The organism is Paraburkholderia sp. D1E (genome assembly GCF_052682275.1).
Genome location: NZ_JBQYMB010000001.1, coordinates 3,717,980 through 3,740,515 on the forward strand (window position 1 = coordinate 3,717,980; position 22,536 = coordinate 3,740,515).

Genomic DNA, 22,536 nt, shown 5'->3' on the forward strand with positions numbered 1-22,536 from the left:
GATCCGACATTATGAATCTGACCGGCACCTTACTGCAGGCGCTGAGCAATGGAATTATCCTTGGCCTGCTATATCTGTTGATGGCCGTTGGCTTCACACTTGTGTTTGGCGTGATGCGGATAGTGAACTTCGCACACAGCGAGTTCTACATGCTGGGCGCGTTCGCTGCATGGCTGTTCGTTTCGCACTGGTCTGTACCTTTCCCTATAGCGGCAGGAGCGACCTTTGTGCTCGCGGTGATTGGCGGCTGGATTGTCGAGTGGCTGGTTCTTAAACCTTTCCGACATGACGAACTGAACGGCATGATCGCGACAATAGGCCTCGCGATGGTACTGCAAAGCCTAGCGTTGATTGCCTTCGGTCCGGACCCACAATTCATGCCTTCTGTAGCCGACGGATCGCTCGAGCTGGGGCCAATTACTTTACCCATGTCACGTCTCGTCGTGGTCGGATTCTCACTCGCGGTACTGATTGTGCTCTATGGCTTTCTCGGTTGGACCCGGTGGGGGCGCGCTTTGCGCGCCGTTGTGCAGGATATGGAAGTGGCCACGGTTCAAGGCATTCGCGCAAAACTCGTTTATCCGCTTGGATTCGGGATCGGCGTAGGACTCGCGGCAATCGCCGGGGCATTGATGGCACCGCTCTTTTCGGTTTCGCCATTCATCGGCGAGACACCGCTGCTCAAGGCCTTCATCGTCGTGATTCTTGGCGGTCTTGGCAGCATTCCCGGTGCCGCCTTGGCCAGCATGCTCATTGGGGTTGCCGAAAGCCTTGGTAGCACATATTTCGGCGGCAACGTTTCGGACATTGCCATTTTCGTTCTGGTCATGCTGATCCTGACCGTTCGTCCTACCGGCCTGCTCGGCAAACAAACCGCCTGAACTTACTGCCATGAAAATCCAATCTCCCACGTCACTAACCAGCACAGGCCACATCGCTGCTTCCGCCTCAGGCAGTGACCGGAAATGTAGCCCTCGCCGCAATCCGCTTGTCGTCGCTCTTGTCATTGTGCTCATCGCGGCGCTGCCCCTGATATCGTCGCAGCCTTTCTACTTGCACATGGCCATCCTCATCGCGATCAATACGGTGAGTGCGACCGGTCTATCGCTGCTAAGCCGAACAGGTCAGACTTCCCTCTGTCATGGCGCCTTCATAGCGATCGGCGCCTATGCTTCGGCATTGCTTTCCCTGCGTCTTGGTATGCCATTCCCCGTCGCCGCGTTGGGTGCCATGGCGGCCTCTACATTGGTCGCGCTCGCTCTCGGTGTGGTGATTCTGCGATTGCGCGGAATCTATTTTGTGCTAATCACGTTTGCTTTCGGAGAATTGGTGCGACTGGCATTGCTGGAATGGGAAGACGTAACGGGTGGCGCGAACGGAATTGTCGGAATCCTCCCGGCTGCCTTCGGCCATATCACATTGGACTCGAAACTCCCATTCTATCTGTTCGCCGCGACGGTAGCGCTCCTATGCATTGCGGCATCGCACGCAATCTTCCGGTCTCCGATAGGTCACCGTATTGATGCGGTTGGTGAAAACGCACCGCTAGCCGAAGCGAGCGGCCTGTCTGTGAGTCGCACGCAATATGCTGCATTTGCCGTAGCTAGCGCGATCGGGGGGTTGAGTGGTTCGATGTTTGCTCACTATATCGGCTTCGTATCGCCTGAGACATTCAATTTTATGCTATCGGTCGGCATGGTTATCATCCTGGTTGTAGGCGGTCGCGGTTATGTTCTCGGCCCGTTCATCGGTGCACTCGTCATGACGCCGCTGCCCGAGCTTTTCCGCGGCGCGGTAGAGATGCAGAACATTTTTTACGGCTGCGCCCTGATCCTGATGCTGCGTTTCATGCCTCGTGGTCTCGCCAGCTTGCAGGCGAATTTCCAGCGAAAACATGCTGGTCACTCAGCAATCCCTGGAGAATCGGCTCAATGAACTCGCAGACTTCTGTTCTTCTCCACGTAGACAGGCTTTCCAAGCGATTTGGCGGACTAAAGGCTGTGCAGGATCTCACGTTTCTCGTTGCCAAGGGCGAAACCGTCGGCCTGATCGGACCTAATGGCGCCGGCAAGAGCACTGCTTTCAACCTGATCAGCGGCGCACTCAAGCCAACTGGCGGAACGATTACCCTGGATGGCAGCGATATAACTGGTTTGCCCCCAAGCGGAGTTGTCAAGCGTGGTCTCGCGCGCACGTTCCAATCGGCCTCAGTCTATCCCGGAGTGACGGTTGCTGAAAACATATATAGAGGCGCGCTTTCAACGTTGCCCGGATCAATGTGGCTGCCTGGGATAGGCGCCGCGAGACACGCGCATCTAGACGGTCTCCGACGCGAAGTCGCCGAAGTCCTCGAAATAACCGATCTTGGCGCGCATCGCGATACCTTGGCTGGCACGCTTCCTTATGGCCTCCAGAAAAAACTAGGAGTGGCTATCGGCATCGCGACACGCCCGTCCCTGCTTTTGCTCGACGAGCCCGCCGCAGGTTTGAATCCGGAGGAATGTATCGCGTTTGGCAAGCTACTCCGCACGCTGCGCGCCGAACGTCAGCTGACTCTTCTGCTCGTCGAGCACCATATGGCACTCGTGATGGATTTGTGCGACCGGATCGTCGTCCTTGTCCAAGGGCGCAAAATCGCAGATGCCGCACCTTCAGTGATCCGAGACGACCACGCCGTAATTGAAGCCTATCTAGGAGCACCGGACCATGCCCACGCTTGAAACCCAATCTCTCGTTGTCCGCTATGGCCAGATCGAGGCCGTACGTGACGCGACCTTTCGCGTGGAAAATGGCGAAATCGTCGCCCTTATCGGCTCGAACGGTGCGGGCAAATCGTCGACCCTTAAAGCAGTGATGGGCATCATCCCAACGGCGAACGGAAAAATCTACTGGGATGGTGAGCCGATCCAGGCACTCGGCGCAGCGCGGCGCGTCGTTCACGGAATTGCACTTTCTCCGGAAGGACGCAGGCTCTTTCCTTTCATGAGTGTGCTGGAGAATCTGCTGGTCGGAGCTCATACGGTTCGCTCGCGTATCAAGATCAGGACCACTCTTGAGCTCGTCTATGCGCTTTTTCCGCGAGTCGCCGAACGTCGACGTCAGCAGGCCGGCTCCCTGTCAGGTGGCGAGCAGCAGATGGTGGCGATCGGTCGAGCGTTGATGGCGCAACCCAAGCTTCTGATGCTCGACGAACCTTCGCTAGGCATCGCACCAAAAATCGTCGCTGAGATCGCCGACGCAATAGAGCGGCTCAATGAGGAGATGCGTCTTTCAGTTCTACTGGTCGAGCAGAATGCACGTCTTGCGCTCAAACTCTCTCGCCGCGCGTATGTATTCGAACAGGGGAGTATCACGCGAACCGGTACGGGCGCTGATTTGCTCGCGGATCCGATGGTACAGAAAGCTTACCTGGGACTATGAGTTGTGCACAAGACTAGTCTCTCACGCCATTACCACTGATTCGCGATAAAAAGCACGATCGGATGCACGGGAAGCGATAACAGATTGGATAGTACGCGTTGAAACTACTAAAACATGCACCGCAATATGGCTCAACAAGTAGATGATCTCTTCCGGGCACTCAAAATGCGTGCTTTTTTCGCATGAATGACAACGAACCACCCGTCGTTCGACGTCGATATCTATATAAGCGAGATCGATAGACTAAGTAGATACTCAATCCTCATGGTCATGTGTCATCTCACGGAGTGTGTTCCAGTCTACCGACTAATGAATTAAATGTTTTGACCTTCTCAAATCCGGAGACGGTTAAATTTTTAGGATCTTACGTTTTTGCCGCCCAAACGACATGTTTGACGACGAAAAGCAATTCGTTTGATCAACAACGTTGATTGAATTCATTTCATCGAATAGAAGTCTCGTCATTTACGTTAGTACAACTATGTAATACGAAGAAGAAGATTTGCCGCAATGTTTAACTACATAACCTGGAGATGTTGCAATGAAAAAGCGTATTTTATCTGTCGTGGTGCTAGGTGCATGTGCGAACGCAGCCCACGCACAAAGTAGCGTGACGCTGTATGGCCTTGTTGATGCGGGGGTGAACTACGTCAACAACGACAAAGGGAAATCGAATTTTCTGATGACAAGCGGTGTCGTTCAGGGAAATCGCTGGGGTCTGAAGGGCGTGGAGGACCTAGGCGACGGCCTGAAGGCAATTTTCCAGCTGGAGAACGGTTTTTCGCTGTCCAACGGCACATTAGGACAAGGCGGACGTCTTTTTGGGCGCCAGGCATGGGTAGGCCTGAGCAAGAACACTCTCGGTAGCCTCACATTCGGACGGCAATATGATTCCATTGTCGACTATGTTCAGCCGACAAGCGGTATCCCTTACACAGCTATCGCAAATCCATTTGACAACGACAATCTCGATAACGATTTCCGGATAAACAATACAGTCAAATATGCCAGTCCCGACTTTCACGGACTGAAGTTCGGCGGATTGTACGGATTCAGTAACAGCGCAAGTACAGGTGCAGCAGATTCCGGATTTTCCGTCAACCGTCTGTGGAGCTTAGGAGCTTCTTACACCACTGGTTCGTTCTATTTTGGCGCCGGATACATGCACCTGAATTCACCTAACAGCAACACGTTGGGCGCAGTATCAGGTGACTATATCAACGTTACTCGGACTTCTGCTCTCCAAGCCAACGGGCTTGCCACAGCGGTTACGCGCTCAAATGTCGCCGCAGCAGGCGGGACATATTCTTTCAACGGTGGCAAGGTCGGCGTCGTCTATAGCCATTCGGAATTCGACTCGGCGACTGATCGCCTTACCTTCAACAACTTTGAAGTCAATGGAAGCTATTACGTAACGCCAGCTTTCTCTCTCGCCGGCATTTACACTTTCACGGACGGCAAGCTGCGTTCAACCGATGCCAGCCCCAAATATCACCAGTTTCAGCTAATGGCTGACTACCTCCTGAGCAGGCGCACTGACGTCTATATGCTTGGAGTCTATCAACGTGCGGCTGGGGATGCTACGGTTGCATCCATCGCTCCTGACTCGTTTGGCGCAGGCGGTTCATCGGCACCCGACGCCTCGACGTCAAAAAATCAGGTGTTGGTCCGCCTCGGTCTGCGGCATAAGTTCTAAATCTGACGAACGAAACCATTTCGCCGGCATTGACTGGCGAAATGGTCGGCACGTTCTCACGGCTGGTTGCGGGGGCAGAACTGATAAACGAGTATAATATGGACGCTGATTTGCCGCACGCAGTCGACGTGCCCGGATGTTTCATCGGGTAGGCCTCGCGAATCAGGCTGTACACACCTGTTGGCGCGCAGTCGACCCGCCCGCCGTTTCAGACATAGTGAAATTTTGATAATTTCCGGCCGTACCGTATGCCCGAATCATGCACTCCTAATCCGTCTATTTCTAGATCTGAAAACACCGAACCCGGCGTTGCTGCCGTCGATCGAGCGTTTGCGATTGTTTCGGCTGTTGCAAATGCAACGACACCGATCTCGCTATCAGAACTTGCGCGAACCACCGGGTTGTACAAAAGTACAGTTCTTCGACTTCTCGCTTCACTTGAGAAGTCTGCGATCGTTGTTCAAAGATTTGATTTAAAATATGAAATTGGTCCATTTGCCTTTCTACTCGGACGGGCATATGAGGTCGGCCATAGTCTGAAAGATCGCGTTGTCGAAACTCTCAATCAGATGATTGCGCAGGGAACCGAAAGCGCGTCTTTCCACGTGCCCTACGATGATGAGCAGCGACTATGTCTATTCCGAATCGACTCGCGGCATCCGACGCTTGACAACATAAGAGCGGGCGACTTGTTGCCACTGCATCTTGGAGCCCCCGGCAAAATCATTGAAATATTTTATCCTCACTCGGGAAGTGCTCCACCGCAAAACAGCCCTCTAAGTTTGACAACGTTCGGCGAACGCGATCCGTCTTGCGCCGCGATCGCCAGCCCCGTGTTTGGCCCGGCTGGCCAATTTCTCGGGGCACTCTCACTTTCCGGAGCTCGAGAACGATATTCCAATGAAGCCATTGTGCGAATGCGTCCGATACTACTTGCGTCAGCTGAGGCGCTTACTCGAAGCCTGGGTGGCCGTTGGCCAACCTTGAAATCACCCTCATAGAATTCCGCAATTTCTAAATGTGAATCTCTCTGACTAATTGAAATATCGGCCGCTGCGGTCAGCGACACGCACGACTCCGACCAACATGTTCATCACGGTTCGAAAACCTGTATCTTCCCAATCCGTTTGACTCGCCAGCGCCGCGTCCCATCATTACGGCTTCGCGGACGTGCGTTCTCCTGATCCCACCAACTTATCTGTAGCTGAAACTGTTGCGTTTGGTGCGTCGCCACCCAAAACAAACGCCCGAATTCTGCGCGTCTCCAGATCCTTACCGGACTTAGCGTAAATCACAATCAGGCTGACTGCGCAAGCAATCGAAATGAAATGCTTGACACATAGCAGGCAGTATCTGGCAACCTGAGCAAAAAACGAGTATCGGATTCTGATCCCAAACTGAATCTTGCTTGAGAGATACGATGAAACCATTACGAATACTGCACTGGAGAACCTTCCTCCGGAGCATTTAATAAGAGCGTCAACCCTCGCTCAGGCGGTCAAATCATAGGAGTTCTAGACTTTTCTTTGCGCAAATCGTGCGATCAATCGCAATGATCACGGAGCTTCCATAACAGCTTGTCCTCCTCCGACCACCTCTCGCATACGACTGTGGCAGATCAACCGGATCGGGACCTATTGTTTGGTGTCGTGCTTGCACACACGCCACTTATTGAACCTAGCAATATGTGCATTGATTATTTGAGATTGTCTGAGTGGCATGGTTCGACCAGACTTCTTCCCGTGGAAACGCAATGTTCAACGCAGCTCAAAATCGGGAAAAATGATGAATACAGCCTACAACGGACCCTTCGCCTGGGAAGCCAAAGACATGGTCGACGAAGCCGAATGGTTGATCCAGCTAGGGGACAGCCAGCTTCGCGAGTTTGATAACGCGCTCCAGTCAGCCAACGCCGACGGCCTGCGCATCGATCAACTCACCAAGGAGAACTTTGCGTTGCCTGAGTTCGGCAGACTTGTTCCCGAGATTCATGAGCGGCTAGAAAACGGACGCGGCATCGTTACTCTCCGCGGCCTCGAGGCGGAGAACTATTCGCGCGACGAGCTTCGGCTCCTCTATTGGGGCATGGGCAAGTGGCTGGGTACCGCTGTGTCTCAGAGCAGTCGCGGAGACTACCTCGGCGACGTGCGTAACTTTGGCGCGGACGTCAATGCCGCTACCGGCCGTGGCTATATGTCAAAGCAGGAATTGCCCTTCCACAGCGACACCTGTGACGTCGTCGCCCTGATGGTGATGCGCAAGGCGAAGTCCGGCGGAAAAAGCATGATCTGCAGCTCCGTCGCCATCCGGAACGAAATCGCCGAAACTCGGCCAGATCTTCTGGATGTCCTTTATCAGCCCTTCTATTGGAGTTGGAAGGGGCAGGAAAAAATCACAGACAAGCCCTACTATCTGCAGCCCCTCTACACGGAACATAAAAATAAATTCGCGTGCCGCTACATCCAGCCGCACATCATGGCTGCCCATCAGCACTTCCCAGAACTTCCGCCGCTCACGGATAAGCAACTGGAGGCAATGTCGCTCATCAATCAGCTTGCGAATGACCCGCGCTTCCATTTCGGAATGATGTTTGAACCGGGTGACATTCAACTACTCAACAATCACGTCGCATATCACGCTCGCACGAAGTTTGAGGATTACGAGGAAGATGATCGCAAACGACATCTGTTGCGCATGTGGCTCTCTGTACCTAACAGCCGTGAATTGAGCCCGTTGATGTCGGCAATCTACCTGGATCAACGTGGTGGGACGGTGCGTGGTGGATTCCCGTCGCGTGCCGGCACTTACAGCTTCGAGACCGTCGCAGCCCAGGACTGAATCAGCCGAAAAAATCACGTTCGGCATCGGGAAGGCTCATGTTGCGCCGGGCTGCTTGGCATCTGCCGGGCGCTAACGACCTCTTCCCGCTCCTCGGCCAGTCGCAATGTCTCAACTTGACGCGCGTCAATGCCCCCACGCTCATTGCTTATCAGCAAAACGAGCTAGCTGTCGTCGCCAATTTTCGCGCTGTGATAGAAATCGCTCCTCCTCGTTCCTCGGACGACAAGCTAAGTTCCCGTTCAAAAGCGCACTGTCGTCTTGCACCGCGCGGTTAGCGTCCTGAGTTAGAAGTTCGCAGTTGAACATTGCAATTGATGGAATGAACCCGGCCTGCGAGGGACAAAATGTGTCAAACGTGCGCGAACAGGATCGTGGCATCAAGTGAAATGGAGAAGAAGTCGTGGATAGTGCGAGAAACTCGTTGCGCGAGATGGTCGAGCATTGGCTCGCCCCGGATCCGGCGATCGGCGTTCGGGTCACTGAGTTCAGAAACAGGCGATCCAAACACATATGTTACGTATGCGTCGAGACATTAACGATGGCGGGTCCTGTTGCACTGTTCTTTTTTCGTCACCAAGACGGCGCTTGGCGCATATTCCCACCGAGTCGGGAAAGACCGGCGATGCGTATCGTCTATGATTCGGCGAACTTTTAACTCACCACACTAGTCATCGGCTCCGATATCGATCGGTGTCCAATGGAAGACGTCGCCCGATTTGACGCGAAAAGATGCCGGGAGATGCTTCGACAATTTTGACCTGAAGTGCCGACAAATTTCCGAGATTTCGACAGATCGGCATCCAGCCAACGCCCCATGAATCGTGTCCCAACGCTGCCCCCGAAGGCAAATCGTCAGATATCGCATCTCGTCTTATTCAACATGCCTATAGGTTTATTACATCAGCGAGGTTGTAGACAACACTACTCTTGAGAAATACTCGATTCTGCGACTGTTATTGCGCTCATTCAGAGGAGACGAACGTGGGACATGAAATTCAGCAACGTGTTGCTGTTGTAGGAATCGGTCAGATGGGCCGCGGGATGGCCATTTGTCTAAAACGAGCTGGCTTTGACGTAATCGGCTACGATGTGAGCGAAGCGAGTCGCACCCTCGCCGCTCAGGATGGGATCGCTGTTGCTTCGGAACTTGCTAATGCTCTCAAGGACCGCGAGGTTATCCTGAGCAGTCTGCCGAATCCGCCTATCACGCGCGAGGCGTGGCTGGGCGACGGCGGGATTCTGGAACACGCCAGCAAGGGGGCGATTGGCATTGAGCTCAGTACAATTGACCCTAATACGATGCGCGAAATCGCCGCAGCTGCAGACCAACGCGGCATCCGGATGATCGATGCACCGGTGAGCGGAGACCCGGCCAATGCACTCAAAGGCGAGCTAGTGCTCATCACCGGTGGGCGCCAAGAAGACATCGGTGCGGTCGACTCGATTCTTGATTGCCTGGCCGGTTCACGTCACTGGACGGGAGATATCGGAACGGGCAAGGCCGTTAAGATTGTCAACAACATGATGACGATGGGCAATCTCGTAATCGCATCAGAAGCATTTGCTCTTGGAACTGCTGCGGGCGTGGATCCGGAGAAACTCTTCGAAATCCTGTCGCAAAGCGGCGGGCGGTCGCATCAGTTCATCAAGCGCTTCCCGAGCGCCATCGCTGGCGACTTCTACGACAAAGCACCCTTCCGGATGGAGCTCGGCGAGAAAGACGTTGCCTTGGGCATCGAGCTCGGCCGTCAGATCCAGCAACCCACACCGGCTGCCTCGACCGTCCGGGAAATGATCTCGCTGGGTATGGCGACAGGTAATCTCGGACGCGACATTGTGGCCATGCTCGATTTTTATCAGAAGTTGGGCAATCGGAAAAGATCCAAATAAGGTCCTGTTCAACAAGCTCCGACAGTATTCACGCGTAAGTCTCGCGCGTCTTCGCCAAGCAGTGTCTCGACGTGACCTGGCTGCCTGACGGTTGCCTGGCTAGTCGCTGAAGAACGTGATCGATTCAACGCGTAGATATTTCTCATGAACTCGGACTTGAGCGCGAGGTTGTGACTAGACGAGTTTCACCCACTCGCGATCGAGACACGTGTTCTCTCGACTCCTGGTCGTGAATGACAGACGCCTCAGCGAGCAGAGTCCATTCTTAAAGAATAAACATGAATCTGAAACTGGAAGGTCGACGCTGCCTCGTCACCGGAGCTAGTGCCGGCATCGGCGCGAGTATCGTAGAGTCGCTGGTCCGGGAGGGAGCTCGCGTCGTGGCGACCGCTCGACGCTCCGACGCACTCGATAAGTTTGCCGATTCGATCGAACGTGTTGGCCATCATCGCCCCGTGACGGTTGCCGGCGACATCACTGAAGCGGATGAAGTCAAGCGGATTGCGAAAGAAGCTGCAGCCGCGATCGGCGACATCGAAATTCTCGTCAATTGCGCTGGCGGGTCAAGACCGTTGCCCATTGATGCCAGCGAAGAGGCGTGGGAAGAGTCTTTTTCACTCAATTTCACACAGGTGCGCCGCATGACAGGCGAAGTCCTACCGGCAATGCGCCGCGCTCGATGGGGTCGAATTATCAACATCACCGGCATCATGGAGCCGCGTGGGATCAACGGGGCAATCGCTGCAAAGGCAGCCGTCCACTTGTGGGCGAAAGGGTTATCTCGCGACGTTGCCCGTGAAGGTATCACGGTTAATAACGTGCCGCCCGGCCGCATCGAGAGCGAGCAGATTGCGAGAATGTATCCACCGAAGGAACGTTCTGAGTTCGTCGATGCGAATGTGCCGATCGGCTACTTTGGCGAACCTTCTGATCTCGCCCCGCTGGTCGTGTTCCTTGCCTCTCCCATCTCCCGATATATTACTGGAACCGTCATCCCGGTAGATGGCGGTATGACTTATTTCGGAGCGGCCTGATCGGAAGTCAACGGTAGTTCATCGTACCAGCTGGTTGGCAAAACATACAACCGCGGAGAGCGCGCGAAGAAGCCTCCAGAACAAACGGCGTGCACTTCCGCTGGATCGTGTTGCTGACCAGCCCGAACGCAGTCAGCATTACCACTGCCTCGCGAGAGGCGAAACATTTAGTGCCCTGAGACTATGCCCTCTTCAAACTTCTCGTCATCTACTGCGGCGTCTGCCTCTACCTGCAATGTGCTTGTCCCCTGTGGCGCCCTCGGCATCGGCGTTCGGGAGAACGACATTTTCGCGGCGCTTCCCGATGCTCACGCTATCGCCGTCGATGCTGGGTCAACCGACAGCGGGCCTGCCTATCTAGCCACCGGGAGAGCAAAATACTCACGCGATGCTGTACGGCATGACCTGTCGGTTCTGATGCGGGCTCAAGCCAAGGCGGGCATTCCGCTCGTCATCGGCTCCTGTGGGACCTCCGGCAATGACGAGGCACTCGAATGGATGCGTGACATAGCACTAGATATCGCACACGAGCACGGCTTGACTCCGCGGATCGCGCTGCTTTACTCCGAGCAGTCTCCCGAAAGCATGGCCGAGCGCGCCCAGGCTGGCCGAATTACTCCCCTCGCACCGTTACAAGACACGAACCCGGAAGATTTCCGCTCGTGCGACCATATCGTTGCCCTGATGGGCGTCGAGCCCTACATAGAGGCCCTACAGGCCGGGGCCGACATCGTTCTCGGTGGGCGCACGACTGACACGGCTGTCCTAGCCGCTGTTCCACTAATGCGAGGCGCCGGCGCGGGACCTGCATGGCACTCGGCGAAAATCGCTGAATGCGGTGCGCTTTGCACAACTCACCCGCGCGAAGGGGGTGTGATGATACGCGTGGGCGCCGAGCATTTCACGGTCGAACCTCTTGCCGCACACAGCCGTTGTACTGAGGAAACCGTGTTCGCGCACATGCTCTACGAGAATAGCGATCCGTTTGTCCTGTACGAGCCGGGCGGCGTACTCGACGTAACAGACGCTGAGTATGTGGCGATCGACGACCGCGTGGTGCATGTAACAGGTTCACGTTTCGAACCGCGTCCGTACACAATGAAGCTCGAAGGTGCGCGCGGCGGCAGTTATCAGACGATCATGCTGGTTGGAATCGAGGATCCGAAAGTACTCGCAAACATCGACCGTTTCGTTGCCCACATGCACGAAATTCTCACGGCACGTGTTGGGGAAACGATGGGCGCACGTAGCGGGAATTTCGACATCTCGCTTCGTCCCTATGGCTGGAATGCCGTGAGCGGTTTGCCTGTAAGCGCTTCAGCTCAACCACCACGCGAGATCGGCTTGATGTTTGTTGCGACCGCAGAGACTCAGGCCATCGCGACGCAAATCGCAAAAACCTGCAATCCATGGTTTTTCCATCTGCAGGTCGAGGCTAGCCTTGAGTTGCCGAGCTATGCTTTCCCGTTCTCACCGGCGGAGCTTGAGCGCGGCCAAGTCTATGAGTTCAAACTCAATCACATTGTGCATGTCGATCACCCTATGGAACTCGTACGCCTTCAGTTTGTAAATACAGAGGTGGCGCATGCCTAAGATTATTGAAGTCTGTAACCAGGTACGCTCGAAGAACGCGGGACCGTTTTGGATTACCATCGATTTGCGCTTCCCGGACGATGCCAGTTTCCAGCGCTACCATCTGGCGCCGGCCTTGCAGCCCAACGCCATCGCCGCTCTGTACGGCGTTGACCCCAACCTGATCAAGTATTTTTCCCTGCCTACGCTGCGAGTCGTTAAAATTTCATATCCACGTTTGTGCCCACAGGGCGGGGCCGTCGAGCGAGACATGCACGGTGGGCAGCAATACGTGCGGCTGCTCGACGTAGAACTTGAAGCCCAGTGAGATGCGTCCGGGTGATACGAAGAAAAGGCAACGTTTGCATCAACGGCTTCTTGATGTAACACTCCGCAAACAATGTCTGGGGGAAGCTCCGCGTTGTGCGGAACTCACGCGCGGGGTATTCCCTTGGTTCTCGACACCACTTCGGATCCCCGCACGCACACATGAAACCGCCGCAACCGCAGGTCAGATTCCACCTTCCCGAACTGGAAACATTTCTTGTAGTCGTCGAGGAAGGCTCATTCAGCAAGGCTGCCGATCGCCTTTGCATCTCCCAACCGTCAGCTTCCAGCCGCATTAAACGCTTGGAGGAAGTATTACGCGTGAAATTGTTGCGACGCACAACCCGCAGTCTGGAACTCACTGAAGACGGCAAATTGCTGAAGGTGGCTGCGGAGGAAACACTCGCCGGACTATATGAGGTTCTCAAGCAATTTCGCGACCGGTCGGAAGCCGCTCGCAACCGGGTCGTCGTTGCTGTCACGCCAATGATCGGCGCGACTTTCATGCCGTGGGTTCTGCAATCGTATCAGGAGCGATATCCCGACGTTGAGGTGGAGTTGCGTGACGTGCCCTACGATCAACTTCTTCGTATGATAAATGACGGGGGAGCAGACGTAGCGGTAGCGGGCGTCGACAGCGATCATGATCATCTTCTGTTCCGCTGTCTCGCTGAAGAAGCTTTGGTGTTGATGGTGCCCGCGAAGCACCCGTTGTCTGGAATGTCGCAGATTCCCCTTTCCACCATCCTGCCATTCCGTATAAATCTCCTGAACCGCTATTCGAGCCTGAGGGAGCACCTAGCTGCTGAGTTTCACCGTCTCGGTACCGAGTTTGAAGCAGGCACGACGGGTACCATGCCTACCCTGCTCGGACTGCTTGATGCTGGCAGTTGCATTACGTTTCTCCCGCGCTCAGTGGCGAAAACGAACCTTCGAGCTGGCCGAGTGATAGTCACGATGGAGAATTTTCATCACGTGCGACGATACGGAACACTCACGGCACCCAAGGTTGCACAAACACCGGCAGTTCAGAGTTTTCGGGAGCACTTGCACCGCGAATTTGGACCTCTCATAGAACGGCTGGACCAAACCACAGACTGACTCCGTGGAGAGTACGCCTGCCGATGCGCAGACACACGCATACGCGGCGCGCGGCAGTCCACGCCAGTGGGACCCGCTCGGCCATTCCATGTGATGGACGCTCGCTCCCGCCAGATTTTCCTCTTCATCCATTGTGTGTAGACCGTGCGCGCATTCCTGCGTACTCAATTTTCCCGGGAAACACGTAGTCTCTCAATACTCAAGCTTGCGTTGATGTATGCGTAAATATCGGAACCACTCTGATGCCGACTGTGACAATACCGATGCGCCATCGCGTCCTAGCCACTCCTTCGGTCTCTGAACATCGATCTTTCGTCTAATTTCACCGCAACTTATTTTGTTCTCCTTTGCGTTCCAGAATCGCATAAAAATGGCCGCCGGCATACGTTCTCCCACGACTGAGGATTGCGCAGTCGACACTCGAATAGCTGAAAGACGAAATACATATTGGACGAAAGCCGCACACTGACACTAAATTCGGTTTTTAGGCATCGCCGCCCGGATACACAGGGCGGCTCCATTACACGCGCTTGAGATAACCCGCAGGAGACAGCATGATCGAGCACAAGCTTTACATTAACGGCCAATATGTCGATGGCCACAGCGGCCGCAGGCTGATCAGCGTGAATCCCTATACGGGTGAAGGCTGGGCCTCCGTCCCCGAAGCCGACGCGCAAGACGTCGCTGCCGCCGTTTCCGCAGCGCAAAGTGCCTATCGCGAGACATGGCGTCAAACCTCCGGGATTGCTCGAGCCGGGATGATGCTGAAGCTCGCATCATTGATCGAGGCATCTGCTGAGCGTATGTCCGTTACCGAAAGTAGCGACAACGGGAAGATAGTGCGAGAGACTTTCCCGCAAATGAAATGGGTGGGACGTCAGCTTCGCTTTGCCGCCGGCTACGCTGACAAGCTCTATGGTCAACATATTCCGCTTGACCAACGCGACACCCTCGACTACTTGATTTATGAGCCGTATGGTGTTGTTGCCCTGATTACGGCATGGAATTCACCGCTATCACTGTTGGCCAACAAGCTCGCTCCGGCACTTGCTGCTGGTAACTGCGTCGTTGTGAAGCCATCCGAGCATGCATCAGTGTCCACGCTCGAATTCGCTGCCCTCGTCGAGGAAGCGGGCTTCCCGCCGGGGGTGTTTAATGTCATCACCGGCGGAGCCGAAGCAGGGCGTGCTTTGGTCAATGCCGAAGGAGTGGCGAAGGTCAGCTTCACGGGAAGTCCTGGAGTGGGTCGTGAGATTGCGGCGGCTGCGGGTCGACGTCTGGTTCCGGTCACGCTCGAGCTGGGCGGAAAGTCGCCCAACATCATTTTTGACGATGCCGATGTTAATAAAGCCGTTGTCGGAGCGCTTGCCGGAATTTTCGGTGCTACGGGCCAGACCTGTATTGCTGGCTCACGTCTTCTGGTACAACGCGGCGTTTATGACGAAGTGGTGCGGCGCGTGGCAGAGCGCGCAGCCAACATCCGCATGGGAAATCCGCTCGATTCCAGCACGGATATGGGCCCAGCAGCTAACGAACCGCAGATGCAGAGAATTCTTGGCGCGATTGAATCGGCTAAGGCTGCGGGTGCGCGCCTGGTCACCGGCGGGAGCCGTGCTAACGGCGCGGGTCTCGATAACGGGTTCTTCATTGAACCAACGGTGTTCTCGAACGTGAGCAATGAAAGTCATCTCGCGCAAGAGGAAATTTTTGGTCCGGTCCTGGCCGCAATTCCTTTCGATACCGAGGAAGAGGCTATCGCGATTGCAAACAATTCGCGATATGGCCTGGCAGCCGGGATTTGGTCCCAGAATATCTCACGAGTTATGCGAGTGAGTCGCGAAGTACAGGCGGGTAGTGTATGGGTAAATACCTACCGCGCCGTCGCTGCGCAAGCCCCGTTTGGCGGTTTCAAGGAGTCCGGCATTGGCCGCGAACGCGGAGAGGCCGGATTGCGGGAATTCATGACGACCAAGAACGTCATGATCGACTTCTCAAGCGCGGAACGCGATCCGTTTTCCGCCAAGCTCTGACAGGAGATAGCTGAAGTGACTTCTCCTTCTATCAGGAAATTGAGACTCGGATTCGTGGGGCTAGGCGTCATGGGCGAACCCATGTGCGCGAATCTGATACGCAAATCCGGTGTTCCAGTCTATGTGCACGACCTCGATTCGGAACGTCTCATACGTGCGGTCGACGCAGGGGCCATTGCCGTAGATTCGGTGGAAGCCGTCGGCGCTGAAGCAGACGTGATTTTCCTGTCGCTCCCTTCGATCGTGCAAGTCGAGGCTGTCTGTGCTTCCCTTCTAGACCTAGGCCGTCCGATCCTGGTCGTGGATATGAGCACCAGCGACGTTGCGCGCACCCGATTGCTCGCGGAACGTCTAGCTGCAGCAAACATTCAATTCGTGGATGCTCCCGTTGCGCGCACGAAGGAAGCGGCCGTACAAGGTACATTGTTCATATCGGTCGGAGGTAGCCACGAGCTATTTGAGACCGTACAGCCATTCCTTGCGCACATGGGAAGCGACGTTTTGCATTGCGGCGATGTTGGTTGTGGGCAGATTGTGAAGGTCCTGAACAACATGATGGCTTTGATGACCATCAATGCTCTTTCCGAAATTTTGACAATCGGACGTCGTGCGGGAATGGACGGAAAACAACTCTTCGACGCTCTCGCCCGCAGTTCAGCGGACAGTTTCATCCTTCGCAACCATGGCATGAAGTGTCTTGTTCCGGACAGCTTCCCGGAAAAGGCTTTCCCTGTGGACTACGCAATCAAGGATGCGTCAACGGCACTGCAACTGGCCGAACAGGTGGACTTCCATCCACGCATCGCTCGATACACTCACGACGTGCTTTGTACGGCTCAGGAGGCCGGTTACGGCCTCAACTATCACCCGGTGGTGATCAGGGTGGTCGACGGGCGTGTGGCGTCGACGTTAGGCGAGCTTTAAACGGTCTTGCCGGATTGCGATCGCGCCAAAGCTCCGGCGAGTTTTGGCGCAAGTTCTGCAACGACCTTACGAGCGAGATCGGCCCCGAGCCGGTCGCTCCAGATTAGCTCCAGACGCAACAGATTCTGACCGTCATCCGGTAGCTCCCGAAGCACCACGCCGGGATAGCACGCCGACTTGTACGATGCGGGAACAAGTCCGAAACCGAAGCCCATGGATACCATCTGGAATATGGTGAATGCACTTCGGGCGGAATGCTTGATAAGTGGACTAAATCCGGCACGCGTACACGCCGAGATAGCGGCGTCGTAGATCGACGGACCGTGGCTTCGCGCAAGCGTCACCATCGGTTCATCTGCGAGGTCGCTTAACGTGAGGTCGTCCTTTCCCACACATTCGTGAGATTCCGGAAGCACAAGGGTCAGATGATCGGTGAAAACACGTGCGCGATTGACGCGAATACGCTCCGGCAATGCGTGAACGATTCCGATGTCCAACGCACCCTGAAGCACAGCGCGGGCTTGCTCGTCAGATTGTATGTCGTTCACCAGCACGTCAATATCGGGAAAAGACGTCCTCATTATTTCGAGAAATGTTGGCATGACGCTGAACAGGGCCGAAGTTGCGACGCCGACTCGGAGCGTGCCCGCATTTGATTCGCTCGCATGAACGGCCGAGTTGACGGCGGTCAGAAACTGCTCCAGAAGTATACGGCTTTCCCGAAGGAATACGGTTCCGGCATGGGTGAGACGAACTTCACGCGAGTTCCGCAAGAACAGTTCGACACCCATCTCCTCCTCCAGAGCTTTGATCTGTTGGGACAGTGGCGGCTGTGACATGTGAAGTCGAGTCGCCGCCTTGCTGAAGCTCAGTTCTTCAGCGACGGTGACGAAGTACCGCAGTTGCTTGAGGTCCATGAACGTGTTTCGACGATCGTAATCGTTGGCCTCGAAATTCCGAGACCAGTGGATGAGCCTCGCGACCTCTGCTATCTGGTCGCGGTGGTGCGTAGTGCCAGAGTGTACGGGATCAGGCGGAGGCAGGCTCGCGAAGAAATCCGATGCCAATTAGCGCCCGGCGTCAGCCGAGGTGGCAACCATATCTCCCAGTCGACTGCACAATCGCCGCCGTTGATACGAGCGAAGGCAGCTACATCGACACAGATCAATAGCCCACCCGTCGCGGGTGGTGGCACAGCAAGAATGCGATTTGCGTTCCGCTGCTCCGGAAGCAAATAGTCATCTCGAAACACGCGTCAGCAATCCCATTGCGCCCATCCGGTCTGACCGCTCCGACCAGCACATCGGTTGCGTTTGAGTCATATCGTATAACGATTTGCTGACAACAGGCCGACTTCCGACAAAACGTGAGAAAGGTCACACACGCCGTCTACGATCTCCTCACGTCAAGGCTGTTATGGAAGAGCGTCCTACAGCGCGCCACCACTAAAAATCAAGCGACACGCCTCGACACCGTCTGCATAGCACACATACTCGAAAATACCCGCGTTGCGATGCCCCGTATCGCAGCCCATCGTGCCACAAACATGTACAAGTCATCACCCCACAACCTGCGAACCGGACTCATAAAATTTCTCTATCAGTCTATTCTCATTGCGACATTGTGCGGTTTCGGCTTCTTCTCAATACTCTGTTCTGTGGTGCTCAGACGAGATTACTTGATGAGATATCTGCCTCAAGTCCGTCCAGCGTCTATACATGCTGCGCTGTGTGCCTCGTCTGTGCTCAACAAAGTTTGACGAAAATGGAGATGAATTGCGAGTTGAAACGGATTCGTTTCGCCAGAAGCACGAGATGCGAGATGCAATCATCTTCGCAACGACTTTGGAGGGAATGAATCTGCATCAAATTGACGTCCGGGACACCAAATATCCTGACGGCCGTGTCCTCGTTGTAGGCGCAGCAGATCGGCGGGTCAACTGTGTCCTTTCGGCGGCGGCGCCGCTAACGTCAGCATCGATCGCGCTCAAGCTACTTATCGGAACCATGAATTACGAGGCACATTTGACATAGCTGTACGATGCCCGACAAAAGGAGATACGGCGCATAGATGTGTGATCTAAGCGGCGCTCTATGCACACTGAGACGTTTTCGTAATCTGCTCGATCAGAGACAACATGGGAAAACAGGACGTCCATGTCCTGTCTAGCGACATCTTTGTGAAGTTCGGGCCAGTGGACTACGTAGCTCGAATCGTTCGAATATCGCTACCCATGATTGTTTCCGAACGCGACACGCACGGCAGTACAGACTTGCAATGGGGTACATACGTTCTAGATCGCATATCCACGACCCTGCATGGTTTTGTGATTGGCGCTATGAATCTCACGTCGAGACTTTTACTAAACCAAACGTGCCTTCTCGAAATTGATGAAGACGTAACTACATGTATTCCTATGACACGCAAAGCGAAGAAATTGAGTATGCGGATTTCCTCCTCTTCTCAAGAAGCTGGAAGTCAATTCCCGATGAGCGATGCTACGCTTCCGACGGTTGGATATGGCGCGCTGTGCAGGAAATTTTGTCTATATGAGCAGCTTACCGAGGAGTTTCAGAAATGAGTGTTGAAGATGATCAAAACCTGTTGCAAATCGTCCAGACCCGCCCAGATCCAGACTGGCTGAGCGTCAGCCGTGAAGATCCTATCGAGCCCGATCTCCCTATTATCGATGCACATCATCACTTTTCGGAGCATTGGGGCGGCTATATGCCCGCCGATCTTATCGAGGACAGTCAGGGCCACAACGTTGTCGCGACGGTATACGTCCAATGTGGATGGAACTATCGCGATGGCGGCCTCGAACGAATGCGTCCCGTCGGTGAAGTCGAATCTGTAGTTGACGTGACTCGTCAAGCCAATTCCAAACAGTCAAAGACGAATCTGGCGGCCGCGATCGTTGGATTCGCAGATCTACGACTCGGTGATACTGTTGACGACGTACTTGCAACGCAAGTTGCCGTCGGCGATGGGAGATTTCGCGGAGTCCGAGTAAATGGGACTCGTCACGCGACGTTTCGATTCGGCATTCTGCCGCGCCCCCCCTTCCATCTCTACACCGATCCGATGTTCAAGGAGGGCTATGCCTGTCTTGGACGTCACGGACTCAGCTTCGACGCGTGGGTCTATCACACTCAACTCGATGACGTAGCCGAACTGGCCGCCGAATTTCCATCTATACCGATTGTACTGAATCATTTGGGCGGACCCATAGGTGTCGCCGGCTATCAAGGTAATCAAGACGTGACGATCAAGGAGTGGATTCCCGCCCTCAAACGTGTCGCGCAACTGCCGAATATAACAGCGAAAATCGGCGCCCTTGGCGCGACAGTATTCGGCTACGACTTTGTCTCGCGCCCTGCCCCACCGACCTCGAAAGAACTGGCGGACGCCTGGCGACCGCTGGTCGAACCGGTCATCGAAACATTCGGCCCCGACCGATGCATGTTTGAAAGCAATTTTCCGTTAGATCGGAGCTCCGGTAGCTATGGTGTGGTTTGGAATGCTTTTAAACGACTTGCTTCGGGGACAAATGCTGAAGACAAGAGAAGTCTCTTTCACGATACGGCTAGGCGGGCCTATCGGATTGGTCAATGACATGCCAATAGACAGACGGTGGACTAAATTATTAGAAGAGGAGTTTCTTCTCGCGGGAGCTCGCCGCACACCACTCATTAGACCGTGGTTGTGAACTTCGTCGAATCGGTGCAAATGATCAGTCGAAAGACGCAATCTCCGGGATTGCTTGATGACCCGATGAAAGGAGACGGCATCGGACAAAGTAAAAATAGAAGGCAGCAAAAAAAATACCGATAGACGAATGTCATTTCATGCGTTCTTTTTCCTCGTACATGTACCGAATCATTAATTCAACAAATACAGATCATGAATCACTACGACGAACTTGAACGAAATAGTGCCAACTATGTTCCGTTGAGTCCCCTCAGTTTTATCCACAGAACTGCCGCAATCTTCCCTGATCGTCTCGCTATCATCTATGGCACGCATCGTCAGACGTGGAAAGAGACTTTTGAGAGATCGCGTCGGCTCGCCAGTGCATTAACGAGGAACGGAATTGGTAAAGGCGATACGGTTGCCGTGATGCTGCCGAACATCCCCGCTATGTTTGAGGCTCACTTCGGCGTGCCAGCCACAGGTGCAGTCCTTAACACGTTAAACACACGGCTTGATTCCGCGTCGATCGCTTTCATGCTCGACCACGGCGATGCCAAAGTCATTCTTTACGATCCGGAATACGCTGACGTGGTCGAAGCGGCAGTGAAATCTCTCGAACGGCCGCCTCTAGTCATTTCTGTTCCCGACGGTCAGTTACAAGATGTCGCACCGACAGAGGTCATCACTTACGAAGACTTTTTGAAACAGGGAAATTCACTACATCCGTGGGACCTGCCCGTGGACGAGTGGGACGCCATCGCGCTGAACTACACCTCCGGTACGACCGGAAATCCGAAAGGAGTGGTAACGCATCACCGCGGCGCATATTTGAACGCATGTAGTAATGTTATCAGCTGGCAAATGCCCCAGCACCCGATTTATCTCTGGACATTGCCGATGTTCCACTGCAATGGCTGGTGCTTTCCCTGGACCATGGCTCTCGTGGCCGGCACGAGCGTATGCACACGGCGCGTGGATCCTCAGACAGTCTACTCTCTCATTAGAGAGCACCATGTCACCCACATGTGCGGGGCACCGATCGTCTATAGTATGTTGGGTGCAGCCCCAGCATCCATGCGTTCAGGCATCGAACACACTATTCAAGGACTCATAGCAGGCGCAGCGCCACCAGCAGCAGTCATCGAGAGTTGCGAATCGGTTGGCATCAAACTCACACATGTGTACGGTCTTACTGAAGTATATGGGCCAGCAGCCGTGTGCGCCAAGCAGCCTGAATGGGAACTTTTGCCGCTTTTCGAGCGTGCGAGACTCAACGGCCGCCAAGGCGTGTCATATCCGTTGCAGGAAGCCGTGGCCGTTCTTGATCCTGTTACGTTCGAGCCCGTCCCCCCAGACGGCGAATCTCTGGGAGAAATCTTCTTCAGAGGAAACGTGGTGATGAAGGGCTATCTGAAGAACGCTGCAGCGACTTCGGAGGCGTTCGCTGGCGGCTGGTTCCACACAGGTGATCTTGCCGTCGTTCATCCTGACGGCTACATCAAAATCAGGGATCGAAGCAAAGACGTAATTATCTCAGGCGGCGAGAACATCAGCTCGCTCGAAGTCGAAGACGTGCTTCACCAGCACCCCTGTGTTCTTCTTGCCGCAGTAGTCGCCATGCCGGACACCAGATGGGGTGAAGTCCCTTGCGCGTTTATCGAACTGAAATCAGGACTCGAATGCACCGAAGGAGAATTTCTGGAGTTTTGTCGTTCTCGACTTGCCCGATTCAAATTACCAAAGAAGATCGTGTTTGGAGAATTGCCCAAGACGTCCACGGGAAAAGTTCAGAAATTTCTTCTTCGCGACCGAGTTGGATCGATTTCGGCTATTGAGTAAGTTGTCCGGTCCGCCGAATCATTTAGGGTACCTCGTTACCTGTCGTTCTGGGTGTACGACATCGCAAACCTGTCATTTCGGTGCCGCGAACGATTGTTTGACGGATGAGCTTCTGCGCAGTCCTGTTCGTACGGGCCGGACTATGCAGAAGCCCAGAAAATTGGTGAAC

General features: G+C 54.5%; 18 protein-coding genes. 17 read left to right on the plus strand and 1 reads right to left on the minus strand.

Features of this window, described 5'->3' with window-relative positions; translation table 11 throughout:
- The first annotated feature begins 11 nt into the window (after positions 1 to 11).
- The 14 genes from ACUN0E_RS16760 (at position 12) to ACUN0E_RS16825 (ending at position 16,835) form a co-directional block, all read left to right on the plus strand.
- Positions 12 to 881 carry a branched-chain amino acid ABC transporter permease gene (locus tag ACUN0E_RS16760; RefSeq protein WP_445567300.1) on the plus strand — a complete coding sequence of 290 codons (870 nt, stop codon included), beginning with the start codon at positions 12 to 14 and terminating at the stop codon, positions 879 to 881.
- Between the two features lie 10 nt (positions 882 to 891).
- A complete protein-coding gene (locus tag ACUN0E_RS16765; RefSeq protein WP_445567301.1) occupies positions 892 to 1,935 on the plus strand; it encodes a branched-chain amino acid ABC transporter permease in 1,044 nt (347 codons plus the stop codon).
- Positions 1,932 to 2,720: an ABC transporter ATP-binding protein gene (locus ACUN0E_RS16770; RefSeq protein WP_445567302.1), complete on the plus strand. Its 789-nt coding sequence runs from the start codon at positions 1,932 to 1,934 to the stop codon at positions 2,718 to 2,720. Before ACUN0E_RS16765 ends, ACUN0E_RS16770 begins: the two co-directional genes overlap by 4 nt.
- Complete coding sequence (locus tag ACUN0E_RS16775; RefSeq protein WP_445567303.1) at positions 2,707 to 3,420, plus strand: ABC transporter ATP-binding protein; 714 nt, start codon at positions 2,707 to 2,709, stop codon at positions 3,418 to 3,420. Before ACUN0E_RS16770 ends, ACUN0E_RS16775 begins: the two co-directional genes overlap by 14 nt.
- A 541-nt stretch (positions 3,421 to 3,961) precedes the next feature.
- Positions 3,962 to 5,116 carry a porin gene (locus ACUN0E_RS16780; RefSeq protein ID WP_445567304.1) on the plus strand — a complete coding sequence of 385 codons (1,155 nt, stop codon included), beginning with the start codon at positions 3,962 to 3,964 and terminating at the stop codon, positions 5,114 to 5,116.
- A 248-nt stretch (positions 5,117 to 5,364) separates the two neighbouring features.
- Complete coding sequence (locus ACUN0E_RS16785; RefSeq protein WP_445567305.1) at positions 5,365 to 6,117, plus strand: IclR family transcriptional regulator; 753 nt, start codon at positions 5,365 to 5,367, stop codon at positions 6,115 to 6,117.
- 718 nt (positions 6,118 to 6,835) lie between these two features.
- Positions 6,836 to 7,954: a TauD/TfdA family dioxygenase gene (locus ACUN0E_RS16790; RefSeq protein ID WP_445567306.1), complete on the plus strand. Its 1,119-nt coding sequence runs from the start codon at positions 6,836 to 6,838 to the stop codon at positions 7,952 to 7,954.
- 984 nt (positions 7,955 to 8,938) lie between these two features.
- Positions 8,939 to 9,847 carry an NAD(P)-dependent oxidoreductase gene (locus tag ACUN0E_RS16795; RefSeq protein ID WP_445567307.1) on the plus strand — a complete coding sequence of 303 codons (909 nt, stop codon included), beginning with the start codon at positions 8,939 to 8,941 and terminating at the stop codon, positions 9,845 to 9,847.
- Between the two features lie 278 nt (positions 9,848 to 10,125).
- Entirely contained in the window at positions 10,126 to 10,881 is a 756-nt protein-coding gene (locus ACUN0E_RS16800; protein WP_445567308.1) for an SDR family NAD(P)-dependent oxidoreductase, read from the plus strand.
- A 183-nt stretch (positions 10,882 to 11,064) separates the two neighbouring features.
- Positions 11,065 to 12,474: an acyclic terpene utilization AtuA family protein gene (locus tag ACUN0E_RS16805; protein ID WP_445567309.1), complete on the plus strand. Its 1,410-nt coding sequence runs from the start codon at positions 11,065 to 11,067 to the stop codon at positions 12,472 to 12,474.
- The gene (locus ACUN0E_RS16810) at positions 12,467 to 12,781 is read left to right on the plus strand and encodes a DUF4387 domain-containing protein (protein WP_445567310.1); all 315 of its coding nucleotides are present in this window, start codon (positions 12,467 to 12,469) and stop codon (positions 12,779 to 12,781) included. The genes ACUN0E_RS16805 and ACUN0E_RS16810 overlap by 8 nt, the downstream gene beginning before the upstream one ends.
- 161 nt (positions 12,782 to 12,942) lie before the next feature.
- Positions 12,943 to 13,881: a LysR family transcriptional regulator gene (locus tag ACUN0E_RS16815; RefSeq protein ID WP_093647309.1), complete on the plus strand. Its 939-nt coding sequence runs from the start codon at positions 12,943 to 12,945 to the stop codon at positions 13,879 to 13,881.
- Between the two features lie 554 nt (positions 13,882 to 14,435).
- Positions 14,436 to 15,911 carry an aldehyde dehydrogenase gene (locus ACUN0E_RS16820; RefSeq protein WP_093647311.1) on the plus strand — a complete coding sequence of 492 codons (1,476 nt, stop codon included), beginning with the start codon at positions 14,436 to 14,438 and terminating at the stop codon, positions 15,909 to 15,911.
- Positions 15,912 to 15,941: 30 nt separating this feature from the next.
- Positions 15,942 to 16,835, plus strand: a complete 894-nt coding sequence (locus ACUN0E_RS16825) for an NAD(P)-dependent oxidoreductase (protein WP_445570454.1) — start codon at positions 15,942 to 15,944, stop codon at positions 16,833 to 16,835.
- On the opposite strand, the gene ACUN0E_RS16830 is transcribed toward ACUN0E_RS16825, so the two are convergent.
- Positions 16,832 to 17,752 (minus strand): LysR substrate-binding domain-containing protein, encoded by a 921-nt coding sequence (locus tag ACUN0E_RS16830; protein ID WP_093647315.1) that lies wholly within the window; start codon positions 17,750 to 17,752, stop codon positions 16,832 to 16,834. The two genes, ACUN0E_RS16825 and ACUN0E_RS16830, sit on opposite strands and share 4 nt — an antisense overlap.
- Before the next feature lie 1,220 nt (positions 17,753 to 18,972).
- Here ACUN0E_RS16830 and ACUN0E_RS16835 point away from each other — a divergent pair.
- From ACUN0E_RS16835 to ACUN0E_RS16845, 3 genes are all read left to right on the plus strand, one after another.
- Positions 18,973 to 19,416: a hypothetical protein gene (locus ACUN0E_RS16835; RefSeq protein WP_445567311.1), complete on the plus strand. Its 444-nt coding sequence runs from the start codon at positions 18,973 to 18,975 to the stop codon at positions 19,414 to 19,416.
- Positions 19,413 to 20,450, plus strand: a complete 1,038-nt coding sequence (locus tag ACUN0E_RS16840; protein WP_445567312.1) for an amidohydrolase family protein — start codon at positions 19,413 to 19,415, stop codon at positions 20,448 to 20,450. Before ACUN0E_RS16835 ends, ACUN0E_RS16840 begins: the two co-directional genes overlap by 4 nt.
- A 288-nt stretch (positions 20,451 to 20,738) precedes the next feature.
- Positions 20,739 to 22,367, plus strand: a complete 1,629-nt coding sequence (locus ACUN0E_RS16845) for an acyl-CoA synthetase (protein ID WP_445567313.1) — start codon at positions 20,739 to 20,741, stop codon at positions 22,365 to 22,367.
- The last annotated feature ends 169 nt before the right edge of the window (positions 22,368 to 22,536 follow it).

Bases quoted from the DNA above. Each gene is read 5' to 3' on its own strand.
- ACUN0E_RS16760 (WP_445567300.1), top strand. From the start codon at position 12: ATGAATCTGACCGGCACCTTACTGCAGGCGCTGAGCAATGGAATTATC.
- ACUN0E_RS16765 (WP_445567301.1), top strand. From the start codon at position 892: ATGAAAATCCAATCTCCCACGTCACTAACCAGCACAGGCCACATCGCT.
- ACUN0E_RS16770 (WP_445567302.1), top strand. From the start codon at position 1,932: ATGAACTCGCAGACTTCTGTTCTTCTCCACGTAGACAGGCTTTCCAAG.
- ACUN0E_RS16775 (WP_445567303.1), top strand. From the start codon at position 2,707: ATGCCCACGCTTGAAACCCAATCTCTCGTTGTCCGCTATGGCCAGATC.
- ACUN0E_RS16780 (WP_445567304.1), top strand. From the start codon at position 3,962: ATGAAAAAGCGTATTTTATCTGTCGTGGTGCTAGGTGCATGTGCGAAC.
- ACUN0E_RS16785 (WP_445567305.1), top strand. From the start codon at position 5,365: ATGCCCGAATCATGCACTCCTAATCCGTCTATTTCTAGATCTGAAAAC.
- ACUN0E_RS16790 (WP_445567306.1), top strand. From the start codon at position 6,836: ATGGTTCGACCAGACTTCTTCCCGTGGAAACGCAATGTTCAACGCAGC.
- ACUN0E_RS16800 (WP_445567308.1), top strand. From the start codon at position 10,126: ATGAATCTGAAACTGGAAGGTCGACGCTGCCTCGTCACCGGAGCTAGT.
- ACUN0E_RS16805 (WP_445567309.1), top strand. From the start codon at position 11,065: ATGCCCTCTTCAAACTTCTCGTCATCTACTGCGGCGTCTGCCTCTACC.
- ACUN0E_RS16810 (WP_445567310.1), top strand. From the start codon at position 12,467: ATGCCTAAGATTATTGAAGTCTGTAACCAGGTACGCTCGAAGAACGCG.
- ACUN0E_RS16815 (WP_093647309.1), top strand. From the start codon at position 12,943: ATGAAACCGCCGCAACCGCAGGTCAGATTCCACCTTCCCGAACTGGAA.
- ACUN0E_RS16820 (WP_093647311.1), top strand. From the start codon at position 14,436: ATGATCGAGCACAAGCTTTACATTAACGGCCAATATGTCGATGGCCAC.
- ACUN0E_RS16830 (WP_093647315.1), bottom strand. From the start codon at position 17,752: ATGGACCTCAAGCAACTGCGGTACTTCGTCACCGTCGCTGAAGAACTG.
- ACUN0E_RS16835 (WP_445567311.1), top strand. From the start codon at position 18,973: ATGGGAAAACAGGACGTCCATGTCCTGTCTAGCGACATCTTTGTGAAG.
- ACUN0E_RS16840 (WP_445567312.1), top strand. From the start codon at position 19,413: ATGAGTGTTGAAGATGATCAAAACCTGTTGCAAATCGTCCAGACCCGC.
- ACUN0E_RS16845 (WP_445567313.1), top strand. From the start codon at position 20,739: ATGAATCACTACGACGAACTTGAACGAAATAGTGCCAACTATGTTCCG.